12 protein-coding genes, 1 rRNA gene and 1 riboswitch are annotated in these 14,172 nt (G+C 70.0%); of the genes, 1 reads left to right on the top strand and 12 read right to left on the bottom strand.

The genetic code is table 11. The annotated features are described in order from the left end of the window. Positions 1-81: 81 nt before the first annotated feature. On the bottom strand, positions 82-2,970 hold the full coding sequence (gene gcvP, locus ACFYXE_RS18820) for an aminomethyl-transferring glycine dehydrogenase (protein WP_389313695.1): 2,889 nt from the start codon (positions 2,968-2,970) through the stop codon (positions 82-84). Positions 2,971-3,163: 193 nt separating this feature from the next. After that, positions 3,164-3,263: riboswitch (glycine riboswitch) on the bottom strand. Between the two features lie 144 nt (positions 3,264-3,407). Here gcvP and ACFYXE_RS18815 point away from each other — a divergent pair. Further along, positions 3,408-3,788 carry a PRC-barrel domain-containing protein gene (locus ACFYXE_RS18815; protein ID WP_361176093.1) on the top strand — a complete coding sequence of 127 codons (381 nt, stop codon included), beginning with the start codon at positions 3,408-3,410 and terminating at the stop codon, positions 3,786-3,788. Positions 3,789-3,816: 28 nt separating this feature from the next. Here ACFYXE_RS18815 and ACFYXE_RS18810 read toward each other — a convergent pair whose 3' ends face one another. The 11 genes from ACFYXE_RS18810 to rrf all read right to left on the bottom strand — a co-directional run. Next, entirely contained in the window at positions 3,817-5,340 is a 1,524-nt protein-coding gene (locus ACFYXE_RS18810; protein ID WP_389313693.1) for a DNA polymerase IV, read from the bottom strand. 37 nt (positions 5,341-5,377) lie between these two features. After that, positions 5,378-5,995, bottom strand: a complete 618-nt coding sequence (locus tag ACFYXE_RS18805) for a MerR family transcriptional regulator (RefSeq protein WP_361176097.1) — start codon at positions 5,993-5,995, stop codon at positions 5,378-5,380. Positions 5,996-6,164: 169 nt separating this feature from the next. Then, positions 6,165-6,638, bottom strand: coding sequence for a bifunctional nuclease family protein (locus tag ACFYXE_RS18800; RefSeq protein WP_030794342.1), 474 nt, complete (start codon positions 6,636-6,638; stop codon positions 6,165-6,167). 75 nt (positions 6,639-6,713) lie between these two features. Beyond that, entirely contained in the window at positions 6,714-7,457 is a 744-nt protein-coding gene (locus ACFYXE_RS18795; RefSeq protein WP_389313690.1) for a MerR family transcriptional regulator, read from the bottom strand. Positions 7,458-7,502: 45 nt separating this feature from the next. After that, entirely contained in the window at positions 7,503-8,465 is a 963-nt protein-coding gene (locus ACFYXE_RS18790; RefSeq protein ID WP_361176109.1) for an FHA domain-containing protein, read from the bottom strand. A gap of 82 nt (positions 8,466-8,547) precedes the next feature. Continuing rightward, entirely contained in the window at positions 8,548-9,375 is an 828-nt protein-coding gene (locus ACFYXE_RS18785) for a DUF881 domain-containing protein (protein ID WP_361176111.1), read from the bottom strand. A gap of 5 nt (positions 9,376-9,380) precedes the next feature. Next, positions 9,381-9,713 (bottom strand): small basic family protein, encoded by a 333-nt coding sequence (locus tag ACFYXE_RS18780; protein ID WP_003988855.1) that lies wholly within the window; start codon positions 9,711-9,713, stop codon positions 9,381-9,383. Next, complete coding sequence (locus tag ACFYXE_RS18775; RefSeq protein ID WP_361176101.1) at positions 9,710-10,609, bottom strand: DUF881 domain-containing protein; 900 nt, start codon at positions 10,607-10,609, stop codon at positions 9,710-9,712. Before ACFYXE_RS18775 ends, ACFYXE_RS18780 begins: the two co-directional genes overlap by 4 nt. A gap of 88 nt (positions 10,610-10,697) precedes the next feature. Next, entirely contained in the window at positions 10,698-13,193 is a 2,496-nt protein-coding gene (locus tag ACFYXE_RS18770; RefSeq protein WP_389313687.1) for a sugar phosphate nucleotidyltransferase, read from the bottom strand. A gap of 116 nt (positions 13,194-13,309) precedes the next feature. Further along, positions 13,310-13,918, bottom strand: coding sequence for a CDP-alcohol phosphatidyltransferase family protein (locus tag ACFYXE_RS18765; protein ID WP_389313685.1), 609 nt, complete (start codon positions 13,916-13,918; stop codon positions 13,310-13,312). A 156-nt stretch (positions 13,919-14,074) separates the two neighbouring features. Next, a 5S ribosomal RNA gene (gene rrf / locus ACFYXE_RS18760) occupies positions 14,075-14,172 on the bottom strand; the annotation flags it as partial.

Raw genomic sequence — 14,172 nt, 5'->3', positions numbered from 1 at the left:
CCGCACCACCGAACAGACGAGGGGCCGGCCCGGAGAAGAATCTCCGAACCGGCCCCACCGCATGCCCGCCGGGCGCGGTCATCAGTCCTCGTACGCATCCAGCGGCGGGCAGGAGCAGACCAGGTTCCGGTCGCCGTACGCCTGGTCGATGCGGCGCACCGGCGGCCAGTACTTGTCCGCGGCGGAGACACCGGCCGGGAACACGGCCTCCTCACGGCTGTAGCCGTGCTTCCACTCGCCGCCCAGCACCGCGGCGGTGTGCGGCGCGTTGCGCAGCGGGTTGTCGTCGGCGGTCCACTCGCCGGCGCCGACCTTCTCGATCTCCCGGCGGATGGCGATCATCGCCTCGCAGAACCGGTCGATCTCGTTCAGGTCCTCGCTCTCCGTCGGCTCGATCATCAGCGTGCCGGCGACCGGGAACGACATGGTCGGCGCGTGGAAGCCGTAGTCGATGAGCCGCTTGGCGATGTCGTCGACGCTGACGCCCGTCGCCTTGCTGAGCGGCCGCAGGTCGATGATGCACTCGTGCGCGACGAGACCGCCGGGGCCGGTGTAGAGCACCGGGAAGTGCGGCTCGAGCCGCTTGGCGATGTAGTTGGCGGAGAGCACCGCGACCTGCGTGGCGCGCTTGAGGCCCTCGCCGCCCATGAGGCGCACGTACGACCAGGAGATCGGCAGGATGCCTGCGGAGCCCCAGGGCGCGGCGGAGATCGGACCGACACCGGTCTCGGGACCGGCCGCGGGCTGCAGCGGATGGTTGGGCAGGTACGGCGCGAGGTGCTCGCGGACACCGACCGGACCGACGCCGGGGCCGCCGCCGCCGTGCGGGATGCAGAAGGTCTTGTGCAGGTTCAGGTGCGAGACGTCGCCGCCGAAGTGGCCCGGCTTGGCGAGGCCCACCAGGGCGTTGAGGTTGGCCCCGTCCACGTACACCTGGCCGCCGGCCTCGTGCACGGACGCGCAGATGTCGGCCACGTGCTCCTCGAAGACGCCGTGCGTCGAGGGGTAGGTGATCATCAGCACGGCCAGCTCGTCGCGGTGCTTCTCGATCTTGGCGCGGAGGTCCTCGATGTCGACCTCGCCGTCCTCGGCGGTCTTCACGACGACGACCTTCATGCCGGCCATGACGGCGCTCGCGGCGTTCGTGCCGTGCGCGGACGACGGGATGAGGCAGACGGTGCGCTGCTCGTCGCCGTTGGCCCGGTGGTAGCCGCGCACCGCGAGGAGGCCCGCGAGCTCGCCCTGCGACCCGGCGTTGGGCTGCAGGGAGACCTTGTCGTAGCCGGTGACCTCGGCGAGGCGCTCCTCCAGCTCACGGATGAGCGTGAGGTAGCCCTGGGCCTGCTGGGCGGGCGCGAAGGGGTGCAGCTGGCCGAACTCGGGCCAGGTGACCGGCTCCATCTCGGTGGTCGCGTTGAGCTTCATGGTGCAGGAGCCCAGCGGGATCATGCCGCGGTCCAGCGCGTAGTCACGGTCGGAGAGCCGGCGCAGGTAGCGCAGCATGGCCGTCTCGGAGCGGTACTGGTGGAAGACCGGGTGGGCGAGGTAGTCGTCGCCGCGCAGCAGCCCTTCGGGCAGGGTGTCCGCGGTCCCGGCGTCGAGCGCCTCGATGTCGGCCTCGACGCCGAACGCGCTCCACACGGCGGTCAGCTGCTTGCGCGTGGTGGTCTCGTCGCAGGCGATCGAGACGTGGTCGGCGTCCACCGGGTGGATGTTGACGCCGCCTTCGCGGGCGGCGGAGACGAGCTGCTCCGCCCTGCCCTCGGCGCGCACGGTGAGGGTGTCGAAGTACGCGCCGTGCACGACCTCGACGCCGCCGGCGGTCAGACCCGCCGCGAGCAGCGTCGCGTACCGGTGGGTGCGCCGCGCGATGGCCTTCAGGCCCTCGGGGCCGTGGTAGACGGCGTACATTCCGGCCATGACCGCGAGCAGCACCTGTGCGGTACAGATGTTGCTGGTGGCCTTCTCGCGGCGGATGTGCTGCTCACGGGTCTGCAGCGCCAGGCGGTAGGCCTTGTTGCCGTCGGCGTCGACGGAGACGCCGACGAGCCGCCCGGGCAGGCTGCGCGCGAACTTCTCGCGGACCGCCATGTAACCGGCGTGCGGACCGCCGAAGCCCATCGGCACGCCGAAGCGCTGGGTCGTGCCGACGGCGATGTCGGCGCCCAGCTCGCCGGGCGAGGTGAGCAGCGTCAGGGCGAGCAGGTCGGCGGCGACGCTGACGACGGCGCCGATCTCGTGCGCCTGGTCGATCAGCGGCTTGATGTCGCGTACGACACCGGAGGCGCCCGGGTACTGCAGGAGCACGCCCACGACACCGCGCTCGGCGATCTCGGCGGGAATGCCCTCGCTCAGGTCGGCGACGACGATCTCGACACCGGTGGGCTCCGCGCGGGTCTGTATCACGGCGACGGTCTGCGGCAGGGTGTCCGCGTCGATGAGGAAGACGCCGTTCTTGACCTTGCCCATGCGGCGCGAGAGGGCCATGGCCTCGGCGGCCGCGGTGCCCTCGTCGAGGAGCGAGGCGCCCGAGGTGGGCAGGCCGGTCAGCTCCGCGACCATGGTCTGGAAGTTCAGCAGCGCCTCGAGGCGGCCCTGCGAGATCTCCGGCTGGTACGGCGTGTAGGCCGTGTACCAGGCGGGATTCTCCATGACGTTCCGCAGGATGACCGGCGGGGTGAACGTCCCGTAGTAACCGAGCCCGATCATGGAGTCGAGGACCTGGTTGCGGTCCGCGAGGGAGCGCAGCTCGGCCAGCACCTCCGCCTCGGTGCGCGCACCGGGCAGGTCGAGCGCCTCGGCGTTCTTGATCACATCCGGCACCGCGGCGGCCGTCAGCTCGTCGAGCGAGCCGTACCCGACCTGGGCGAGCATCTTGGCCCGAGCTTCCGCGTCGGGTCCGATGTGCCGCTGCTCGAAGGGGATGCCCTGCTCGAGCTCGGCGAGCGGGATGCGATGGGTGGCAGTCATGGCGGAGGCCTCCTGGTCTGCACGACCTGCGAGGGGTACCACGGCGCGGGTACCCGGACGGCCTCCCCCTCTGTCATCTCAACCTGAGAGCTTCACAGGGCCGCCCATGTCCCGGGGCGGATCTGCTTTCACCGTCGGTGAGGAAGGGTCCCGAACGTGCCCGCCCGACGCCCGCCCTGCTTTCCAGAGTGACCTCGTCCGTGCGGTACGGGTGCCTGAGAGATTCCGGGGAGGATTTGCTCCTTCGGCGCCTCCGGAAGTCGCTTTCCGGAGAGCTCTCCCGCACGGGGTCAGCAGCCAGTCGCCAGCCTACCAGCGAGGCCCGTGGGCCTTCCCTCGAGTGGCCGCCTGCCCCGAAGTGCTCTTTCGTAGTGACTACGACTGAATAAGGATGAGTTGCACCCGATTTCGACAAGCCTCGATCAGCTGGAGGGCCCGTGCAGACCGACATCGATCCGCGCAACCTGATCGGCCGCAAGGCGTTCGACCGGACCGGGGCCAAGATCGGGACGATCGACGAGGTCTACCTCGACGACGCCACCGGCGCCCCGGAGTGGGCGGCCATACGCACCGGCCTGTTCAGCCGCGACGCCTTCGTCCCGCTGGAGCCGAGCGAGCTGACCGAGGACGGCACCCTGCGGATCCCCTTCGACCGCGCCCTGATCAAGGACGCCCCGGACTTCGGCGTGGGCCGGCACCTCTCCCCCGAGCAGGAGCTGCAGCTCTACCACCACTACGGCCTGGACACGACGCCGCCCGGGTCCGCGCCTCCCCCGGACCAGACCTTCGGCCGGATCGCGGGCACCGAGACCCCCTGACCCCGCCCGCCACCCGCGCGAGCCCGTCTCAGCCCGGCCCCGAGCGGGCCTCAGCCGCCTCCGCCGCCCGCGCACCATCAGTCGTGGACGGACCCTTGAGCCCCGCCCGTGCCACACCCTCGCTGCGCAGCCCCACGCCGACCAGGGGCAGCGGCTCGGCGGGCGCCAGATCCACGTCGTCCGTCCGGAAGGTCCGCACCCGCCCGGGCGGGGAACCCGGCGTCTCGAAACGCACCGTGACCCGCCCCAGGCCGCTCCCCTGCACCCACCCGTGCCCGTACTCGGCATGCCGCACGTCGTGTCCGGCCGCCCACCGCCGCTCGGCCGGCGCCACGGACTCCTGGGCACCGTCCTCGGCACGCACCACGGGCTCCCCGCCCTCCGGATCGGCCTCCGCGCCCCCGCCGGCCCCGCCGTCGTCCCCGGGCACGACCTGCGCGGCGCTCTCCGCCGCCGCCACGGCCAGCGCCGCCTCGGCGGCCTGCGCCTGCGCGAAGAGGTCCTCCTGCGTGTAGTCCGCGAGACCCGTGACGCCCACGCCGAGCAGCCGCACCCCGCCCGTGGTGTCCACCGACTCGAGCAGCCGCGCGGCGGCCTCCCGCACCACCCCGGGGTCGTCCGTGGGCCCCCGGAGCGTCTCGGACCGGGTCAGCGTGGAGAAGTCGAACCGGCGGACCTTGAGCACGATCGTCCGCCCCGAGTGCCCGGCCGCCCGCAGCCGCTGCACACACCGCTCGGCGAGCCGCCCGACCTCCGTACGGACCCGCACCCGGTCGTGGATGTCCACGTCGTAGGTGTCCTCGACACTGACCGACTTCGACTCCCGCTCGGCGACCACGGGCCGCTCGTCCCGCGCGAGCGCCATCGCGTACAGCGAGCCGCCGTGGGACTTCCCGAGCAGCCGTACGAGCTCGTCCTCACCGGCCTCCGCCAGCTCCTCGACCGTGGTGATCCCGGCCCGCCGCAGATGGTCCCCCGTCGCGGGCCCCACCCCGGGCAGGGTGCGCACCGGCATCGGCCCCAGCAGCGCGCGCTCGGTCCCGGGTGCTATCAGCCTGAGCCCGTCCGGCTTGGCCTCCTCGGAGGCGATCTTCGCCAGCATCTTGGAGACCGCGAGCCCCACCGAGCCGTTGAGGCCCGTCACCGCCCTGATGTCCGTCCTGAGCCGCTCCCCCACGAGCCGTGCCGAGGCCTCGTCGGCCGCGACCCCGCCCGCCTCCAGGTCCACGAAGGCCTCGTCCAGGCTGAGCGGCTCCACGAGGGGCGACAGCTCCCGCAGCAGGGCCATCACCTGCTCGCTGACCTCGCGGTACAGCCCGAAGCGCGGCACGAGATAGGCGGCGTTCGGCGCCAGCCTGCGCGCCTGTCCCATGGGCATCGCCGAGTGCACGCCGAACCGACGGGCTTCGTACGAGGCGGTGGCGACCACACCGCGCGGTCCCAGACCGCCCACGACCACGGCTTTTCCCCGCAGACTGGGCTTAGCGGCCTGCTCGGCGGACGCGTAGAAGGCATCCATGTCCAGATGCAGGATCGTCGGCGCGCTTCTCACATCTCCGATGCTGCCCTACGCCACTGACAACGCGGCCTCAGACGGCCTTGTTGCGCCGTCGGGCCAGCTCGTCGGCGGGGTTGTGCCCGACGAGTGTCTCGCCCGTGTCGATACGCTCCCCGTGCAGTTGGGACAGCGCCCCCTCGACGTCCTGCCAGACGACGCCCACGGCGATCCCGAAGACCCCCTGGCCGCCCTGGAGCAGGTCGTGGACCTCACTGGGCGAGGTGCACTCGTAGACCGTGGCACCGTCGCTCATCAGCGTCATCCGCTCCAGGTCGCGGAACCCGCGCTCCCTCAGGTGCTGGACGGTCGTGCGAATGTTCTGCAGCGACACCCCGGTGTCGAGGAACCGCTTCACGATCTTCAGCACGACCACGTCGCGAAAGCTGTAGAGCCGCTGCGTGCCCGAGCCGCCCGCGGCCCGCACACTGGGCTCGACCAGACCCGTACGGGCCCAGTAGTCGAGCTGCCGGTAGGTGATGCCCGCGGCCGCGCACGCGGTCGGCCCGCGATAGCCGATCCGCTCGGTTTCCTCGAACGTCGCGTCCCCGCTCCCCTGGACCGCCATGGGTCGATGCGGAGAGTGACCGGCCGCGCCGCCGTGGAGCGGGTACGGACCGCCCATCGCCGTACCGTCGCCGCTGCTGCTCACGCCGACCTCCCTCCTTGACCTGCCTTCTCGACGGTAGGCAGTCGCCAGGGGCTCGTCAACGATCGCCACACTCGGCACGCCGAGTGATAATCACCCTGAGAGTGGTTTCCCGTACCTCACCGCGGGGAAAGGCTAGCCGAATGGTCCGACGCGGGCCGCCGGAAGCGGCTCACTGGCTGTTGGTGCCGAAGTCCTCGGGCGAGATCTGGTCGAGGAACTCGCGGAACTTCTCCACCTCGTCCTCCTGCTCGTCCGGGATCGCGATGCCGGCGTCGTCCAGGACGCCGTCGCTCCCGTAGATCGGCGTGCCGGTGCGCAGCGCGAGCGCTATGGCATCGGACGGCCGCGCGCTCACCTCGACGCCGCTGGCGAAGACCAGCTCGGCGTAGAAGACACCTTCCCGCAGGTCGGTGATGCGCACCTCGGAGAGCTCCTGGCCCACCGCCTCCAGCACGTCCTTGAACAGGTCGTGGGTCAGCGGCCGTGCGGGTGCCATGCCCTGCTGCGCGAAGGCAATGGCGGTCGCCTCACCTGGTCCGATCCAGATGGGGAGGTACCGGTCGCCTCCCACTTCACGCAGGAGCACGATCGGCTGGTTGGAGGGCATTTCGACCCGGACACCTACGACGTCGAGCTCGTTCACACAGCAACCCTAGGACGTGGCTGGCAGGTTTGGGTAGTCGGGCACCCGCCGAGTACCGGCGGGGACCGCTCCGCGTCAGGGCAGTTTGACCCCGAGCGCGGTCTGCACGAGTGCCGAGTGCAGCCTGCCGGTGAGCCCTGCCAGCTCTTTGGTGCGGGCCTCGGCGTGGGCCCTGGTCTGCGGATTGCGGTGCCGGCGCAGCGGCGCGACCACCTGGTCCACGAGCCCGGCCTCCCGCTCCGCGGCGGCCTTCATCGCCCGCAGATGGCGTGGCTCGATACCGAAACGGCCGAGCTCGACCACGAGCGAGGCCACCGTGACGGCCTCCGCGTCGTATCCGCCGTCGGGCAGCGGCGCGACGAGACCGTAGGTCTCCCACTCGTCGAGCTGCCCCTCGTCGATCTCCGCGGCGGCCAGCAGCTCCGCACGGCCCACACGGGCCGCCGTCGGCCCGTCGGCCTCGTCGTGGCCCCCGCCGTCACCGCCGTCCCGCTGGCGCCCCAGGGACGGCAGCGGAGGCCGCTCGCCGCGCTCCAGCGCGTCCAGGTGCTCGCGGATGACCTTGAGCGGCAGGTAGTGGTCCCGCTGCATCCGCAGGACGTGGCCGAGCCGCTCGACGTCCGCCGGAGCGAACTTCCGGTAGCCGGACGGCGTGCGCTGCGGCTCGATGAGCCCCTCGGCCTCCAGGAAACGGATCTTGGAGATCGTGACCTCGGGGAACTCGTCACGCAGCATGTTCAGCACGGTACCGATGCTCATCAGCCGACGGTCCGCGGCGGCGGTGCCGGTGCCGGCACCGCCCCTCGGTGTTTGAAGCATGGACCTTCCCTGGGGTTCCCCCCAGACCCGGCGTCTGGGGGCGGGTCAGATGGCCCGCTGGCTCGCGTAGAAGACCAGGCGGTACTTGCCGATCTGCACCTCGTCGCCGTTCGAGAGCGCGACCGAGTCGATGCGCTCGCGGTTGACGTACGTGCCGTTGAGGCTGCCCACATCCGCGACGGTGAAGGAACCGTCCTGGACGCGACGGAACTCCACGTGGCGACGCGACACCGTCACGTCGTCCAGGAAGATGTCGCTCTGCGGGTGACGCCCGGCCGTGGTCAGCTCCCCGTCGAGCAGGAAACGACTGCCCGAGTTCGGACCGCGGCGCACCACCAGGAGCGCGGAGCCGAGCGGAAGTGCGTCGACGGCCGCCTGCGCCTCCGGGGAGAGCGCGGGAGACGGGTTCTGGCCCGTCACCTCGGCGTCGTAGGCCTCCAGGCCCGAGATGGAGATCGTCGAGGTGGTCTCGGAGGCGCGCTCCGGCGCGGCTCCGGCCCGCAGCGGAGCGCCGCAGTTGGAGCAGAACCGGCTCGCCTCGGCGTTACGGTTTCCGCACCTCGTACACACCAGGGCCATGGACGGGTCCTCCTGCCGTGGCTGCCCCGCAGGGGCATGGGATGCGTACGGGTCGGGGGAAAACCCTCCACCCGTACTTGAGGTTGACGGTTCTCCGAAACCTATGCGGCCGGGACCGGCAGGGTCAACAGACGACGCGCCCTGTCCGCCCGAATTGTCACCGCCTGGACCAGCGACCTGATCGCGGAACATCGGGCGCCCTGCGCCCTGCTCCTCACCGTCTCCGTGGCGCGGGGCACGGTGGCGGGCAGTGGCCGGATTGCCGCTGTCCTCACGTGCGCTCTTGCCGAACAACTTCGCAAACAACTTCACGGGCGATTCCCCTTGACCGAAACAGACCCGCCCGTGGGGCAGGACGAACCCTGATTGCACACACCGGCATTCGTCGGTGAGCCAGACATTCTCACAACGTCTGTGGCCACCAAACAGTTTCCACCACGCACCGTGCTTCCGGTGCGCCGACCCCCCGCAACCTCATGCCCTCGCCTGACGGCCCCCATGCGTCCGCCCCTCACTGGGAGGACGACCGAGCGTAGTCAGGCCGCTTCGCAGGTCGCAAGGCGTTCACGACGATCTTCTCCGAGCGTTCCACGGTCACCGTGGCCTGCTCCTTCTCCAGAGTCTGCACCACGCCTCCCGGGATGTTCAGCGCAGGCTCCAGATCCTGCGGCTTGCCGATCACCTTGAAGAAGTACGGCTCGCCGACCTTGTGGCCGTCCACCCGGACGCCACCGCCGTCGGCGTCCGAAAGATAGGTGTTGGCCACCACGCGTACGTCGTTGATCTGGATGGCCTCCGCGCCGGCGGCGCGCAGCTCCTGAATGGCGTCGAGCAGCATGTCCGCCTCGATCGCCCCCTTCTTGTCCTCGATGGTCAGCGTGATGCCGGGTCCCTGGGCCGCCACCGTTCCGGCCAGGATGCCCAGTTGCCGCTCCCGCTCGACCGTCTGCTTGCGGGCCTCCTCGGCCTGGTCCGAGCTGTTCTCCAGCCCGGTCCGCTGGTCCTCGAGGCGTCGCTTCTCTTCTTCCAGACGCTGAGTCCGGTCATCCAGTTCATCGAGGATGCGTACGAGATCCTCCTGCCGCGCGCCGCGCAGCGCGCTGCTGTCGCTGGTGGACCGCACCTGGATGGCCAGACCGAGGCCCAGCACGAACAGCAGCAGGGCGACGATGAGTTGGGGGCGGGTCACGCGCGGCGGCCACAGCCCCTTCGCCAGCCGCTGACGGCCGGTCAGCGGCGGCGGGCCCCCGGGCTGTTCGGGCGCGGGCGCCTCGGGCGCGCTGGGGACCTCCGCGGGGAGTTCCCTGCGGCGGCTGTAGTCGGGCCTCTCGTCGCTCATCGGCGTCACGCCCGGAAGACGTGTCGGCGGATCGCGGCGGCGTTGGAGAAGATCCGGATGCCCAGGACCACGACGACGCCCGTGGACAGCTGGGCGCCGACGCCCAGCTTGTCGCCGAGGAACACGATCAGCGCGGCCACCACCACGTTCGACAGGAACGACACCACGAAGACCTTGTCGTCGAAGATGCCGTCGAGCATGGCCCGCAGCCCGCCGAACACGGCGTCGAGGGCCGCGACCACGGCGATCGGAAGATAAGGCTCCACCACCGCCGGAACCTCGGGCCGAACCAACAATCCGGCCACGACTCCCACGACGAGGCCCAGTACGGCGATCACGATGTGCCCTTTCCTGCCTTCGGCTCTGCTGTTCGTACGGTCACGCTCGGCGCTGCCGGCAGCCGGAGCTCGTCCGACACGGAGATGCTGGTCCGGATGCCGAAGTTCTCCTGCAGAGCATGCAGGTACTGACCGTCGGGGCTGTTCTGGAACCGGGAGCTCAGGCGTTTCCCGTCCCCCACCGCCAGCACCGTATACGGCGGCACCAGCGGTCTGTTGTCGACCAGTATCGCGTCACCCGCGGCCCGGATCGCCGACAGCGCGGTGAGTCGCTGGTCGTTGATGGAGATCGCCTCGGCGCCGGACTGCCACAGGCCGTTGACGACGCGCTGCATGTCCCGGTCGCGCACCCGCCCGGTGTCGGAGAACCCGGTGCTCTCACGCGGCCCGCCGCCACCCTGCTGGGCCTGCTTCTTGTCGTCCACGACGAGCTTCACGCCCGGCCCGTGGACCTCGGTGGCCCCGGAGAGGAGCCCCATCAACTCCCCCTGGCTGCCGCCGTGCTTGCGCAGCGCGGCCTGTTGCCGCTCGCCGACGTCGTCGCGCAGCTCGTCCACGTCGTCCTCGAGCTTGTCGGCTCCCGACGTGGCCTCCTCGACGCGGTCGATGAGCTCCTCACGCTCCTTGGCGAGCACCGGAGCCTCTATGCGCGCCTGCGCGGCTCCCACGGTGACCACCAGGGCGGCGAGCACGAGTCCGGCCGCGAGCCCCAGCTTGGCCCGCAACGGCCGCGGGACACCGCGGTCCCCCCTGGCCTCCTTGCGGGCCGCCGCCTCCGCGTATCCCTCGTCGAGACTGTGGTCCATGACGGTGGTGAGCAGCGACATGGACGCGTCCTTGCGCCGGGGGCGCGAGGGGGTGCTCCGGACGGGGGGCTGCTGCGGCATGCCGCACATCGTCGCACGTCGTGGGCACTACCTCCGAATGGCCCCACCGGCGCGCCGGACGGCACCTGTTGCGGGTGCCGTCCGACGCCGGAAAACGTCAGCGACCTGCGCTGTCCACCACGGCGGCCCACTCGTCGAGCAGCGCCTGGGCGGACGCGTCGTCGGGTCCTTCTGCCCACAAATGAGTGACAGCCTCGGCCGGGTCGGGCAGCACCATGACCCACCGTCCGTCGCTCTCCACGACCCGCACCCCGTCGGTGGTGTCGACGGACCGCTCCCCCGCCGCCTCCACCACGCGACGCATCACGAGCCCCTTGACGGCCCACGGTGTCGCGAGATCGCGCCGCAGCACGTGCGCGCGCGGGATGCGTGCGTCGATCTGGCTGAGCGTGAGCTGCGTCCGCGCCACGAGCCCGATGAGCCGCACGAACGCGGCGGTCCCGTCGAAGACGCTGCTGAACTCGGGCACGATGAACCCGCCCCGCCCGTCCCCGCCGAAGATCGTCGAGTCGCCGCGTCCCACCCGCGTCAGATCGTCGGGTGACGTGGTCGTCCAGTCCACCTGCGTCCCGTGGTACGCGGCGACCTGCTCGGCGATGCGTGTCGTCGTCACCGGCAGCGCCACCCGCCCGCTGCGCCGCTCCGCGGCCACCAGGTCGAGCATGACCAGCAGGGCCCGGTCGTCCTCGACGATGCGGCCCTTCTCGTCCACGAGCGAGAGGCGCTCGCCGACCGGGTCGAACCGCACGCCGAAGGCGGCCCGCGCGGACGCGACGATCTCGCCGAGTCGCACGAGCCCGGACCTGCGGGCGTCCGCGGTCTCCGTGGGCCGCGCCTCGTCGAGCCCCGGGTTGATGGTCAGCGCGTCGACGCCGAGCTTGCCGAGGAGGCTCGGCAGCACGAGGCCCGCGCTGCCGTTGGACGCGTCGACGACGACCTTGAGCCCCGACTCGGCGACACCGGTGGTGTCCACGTTCCGCAGCAGGGACCCCGTGTAGGAGTCGAAGACGCTCGACGGGAAGTGCAGGTCGCCGATCTCCCCGGGGAAGGCCCGCCGGTACTCCTGGCGCGCGTACACCCGGTCCAGCTTCCGCTGGCTGCCCTGCGAGAGGTCCGCGCCCTGCCCGTCGAAGAACATGATGTCGACGGAGTCCGGCACTCCGGGCGTCGTCCGGATCATGATGCCGCCGGCGCTGCCCCTGGCCGTCTGCTGCCGGGCGACCGGCAGCGGCACGTTCTCCAGGTCCCGTACGTCGATGGCGCTGGCCTGCAGGGCAGAGATCACCGCCCGCTTGAGTGCGCGCGCACCACGGGAGTGGTCACGCGCGGTGGTGACGGTGGACCCCTTCTTCAGGGTCGTCGCATAGGCGCCCGCGAGGCGCACGGCGAGTTCCGGCGTGATCTCCACGTTCAGGATCCCCGACACCCCGCGCGCCCCGAAGAGGTGGGCCTGGCCGCGGGACTCCCAGATGACCGACGTATTGACGAACGCACCGGCCTCGACGGTCTTGAACGGATAGACCCGCACATTGCCCTGGACGATCGATTCCTCGCCGACCAGGCACTCGTCACCGATGACCGCGCCGTCCTCGATACGGGCGGCCCGCATGATGTCGGTGTTCTTGCCGATGACACAGCCGCGGAGATTGCTGTGCTGCCCGATGTAGACGTTGTCGTGCAGGACTGCCTTGTGCAGGAACGCGCCGCTCTTCACGACGACATTCGACCCGACGACGGTGTGTTCGCGGATCTCGACATCCGCTTCGACCTTGGCATAGTCACCGATGTAGAGCGGCCCGCGCAGTACGGCGTCGGGATGCACCTCGGCGCCTTCGGCGACCCATACTCCGGGCGAGATCTCGAATCCGTCGAGTTCGACGTCGACCTTGCCCTCCAGCACGTCGGCCTGCGCCTTGACGTAGCTCTCGTGCGTGCCGACGTCCTCCCAGTAGCCCTCGGCGACATAGCCGTAGACCGGCTTGCCCTCCTTCATGAGCTGCGGGAAGACGTCACCGGACCAGTCGACCGACACGTCGGCGTCGACGTAGTCGAAGACCTCCGGCTCCATGACGTAGATGCCGGTGTTCACCGTGTCGGAGAAGACCTGGCCCCAGGTCGGCTTCTCGAGGAAACGCTCGACCTTTCCCTCTTCGTCGACGATGGTGATGCCGAATTCCAGCGGATTCGGAACGCGCGTCAGACATACGGTGACGAGCGCGCCCTTTTCCTTGTGGAAGGCGATCAGTTCGGAGAGGTCGAAGTCGGTCAGGGCGTCACCGGAGATGACGAGGAAAGCATCGTCCTTCAGCGCTTCCTCGGCGTTCTTCACGCTGCCCGCGGTGCCGAGCGGTTTTTCCTCGTTGGCATAGGTGAGCTCCATCCCAAGCTCTTCGCCGTCGCCGAAGTAGTTCTTGACGAGAGACGCCAGGAACTGCACTGTCACTACGGTCTCGGTGAGCCCATGCCTCTTCAGCAGCCGCAGCACATGCTCCATGATCGGCCGATTGGCCACGGGAAGGAGCGGCTTGGGCATGCTCGAGGTCATGGGGCGAAGGCGTGTGCCCTCACCGCCGGCCATCACGACGGCCTTCATGTCGGAAACGTCCTCCTCAATAGACGACGATCTGGCCGACTCAGCTCACCGAGATGGGGCCCACATATGTCGCATGCGGGCCCTGAGAGCCTCTTACAGCCGCCGAATCGGCGAACTCAATCGGCCGGGCTGTCCGCCTTGACAAGTCGGCGGACCTGAACCACGTAGAGGATCCCTGCCCACCAATACAGCGTTGTACCCCATCCGGCGAACGCCCATCCGAAAATAGCAGCGGGTGTGGCGATCCAGCCACTTGCGTCGCTGAGCAGCAGTAGTGGAAAGGCGTACATCAGGTTGAAGGTGGCGGCCTTGCCCAGGAAGTTCACCTGCGGCGGCGGATAGCCGTGCCGCCTGAGGATCCCGACCATCACCAGGAGAACCAGCTCGCGCAGCAGCAGCGCGGCCGTCAGCCAGAGCGGAAGGATCTCCCGCCAGGTGAGGCCGACGAGCGTCGAGAGGATATAGAGCCGGTCGGCCGCGGGGTCGAGGAGCCGGCCGAGGTTGCTGATCTGGTTCCAGCGTCGGGCCAGCTTGCCGTCGAGGTAGTCGCTGACACCGCTGAACGCCAGGACCAGCAGCGCCCATCCGTCGCTGTTGGGCCCTCCGAACTCCGGCCTGAGGATCAACCACAGGAAGAGGGGCACGCCGGCGAGGCGAGCCATGCTGAGGATGTTCGGGATGGTGAGGACACGGTCCGTCTGGACGCGAGTCTCCTGGACCTCCACCCGGGGGCCTCCTGTGGGAAAGAGCCAATGATGCCCCCTGACCTTACCCTCAGTTGCCACACGCCGGTGCAGAGGGGTGGCCGCGTCCTCGGCCCCGGAACACAAAAAAGCCGTGGTCCCTGGAATTGAATCCAGGGACCACGGCTATGAAAAGGAGTCCGGCGGCGTCCTACTCTCCCACAGGGTCCCCCCTGCAGTACCATCGGCGCTATGAGGCTTAGCTTCCGGGTTCGGAATGTAACCGGGCGTTTCCC

Source organism: Streptomyces sp. NPDC002564, from assembly GCF_042889645.1.
GTDB lineage: Bacteria > Actinomycetota > Actinomycetes > Streptomycetales > Streptomycetaceae > Streptomyces.
Note: the sequence above shows the minus strand (reverse complement) of the source record. Positions and strands in the feature narration are given on the sequence as shown.

Excerpts from the sequence above, each read along its gene's own strand:
- gcvP (WP_389313695.1), bottom strand. The coding sequence starts at position 2,970 with ATGACTGCCACCCATCGCATCCCGCTCGCCGAGCTCGAGCAGGGCATC.
- ACFYXE_RS18795 (WP_389313690.1), bottom strand. The coding sequence starts at position 7,457 with ATGCTTCAAACACCGAGGGGCGGTGCCGGCACCGGCACCGCCGCCGCG.
- ACFYXE_RS18785 (WP_361176111.1), bottom strand. The coding sequence starts at position 9,375 with ATGAGCGACGAGAGGCCCGACTACAGCCGCCGCAGGGAACTCCCCGCG.
- ACFYXE_RS18775 (WP_361176101.1), bottom strand. The coding sequence starts at position 10,609 with ATGTGCGGCATGCCGCAGCAGCCCCCCGTCCGGAGCACCCCCTCGCGC.
- ACFYXE_RS18770 (WP_389313687.1), bottom strand. The coding sequence starts at position 13,193 with ATGAAGGCCGTCGTGATGGCCGGCGGTGAGGGCACACGCCTTCGCCCC.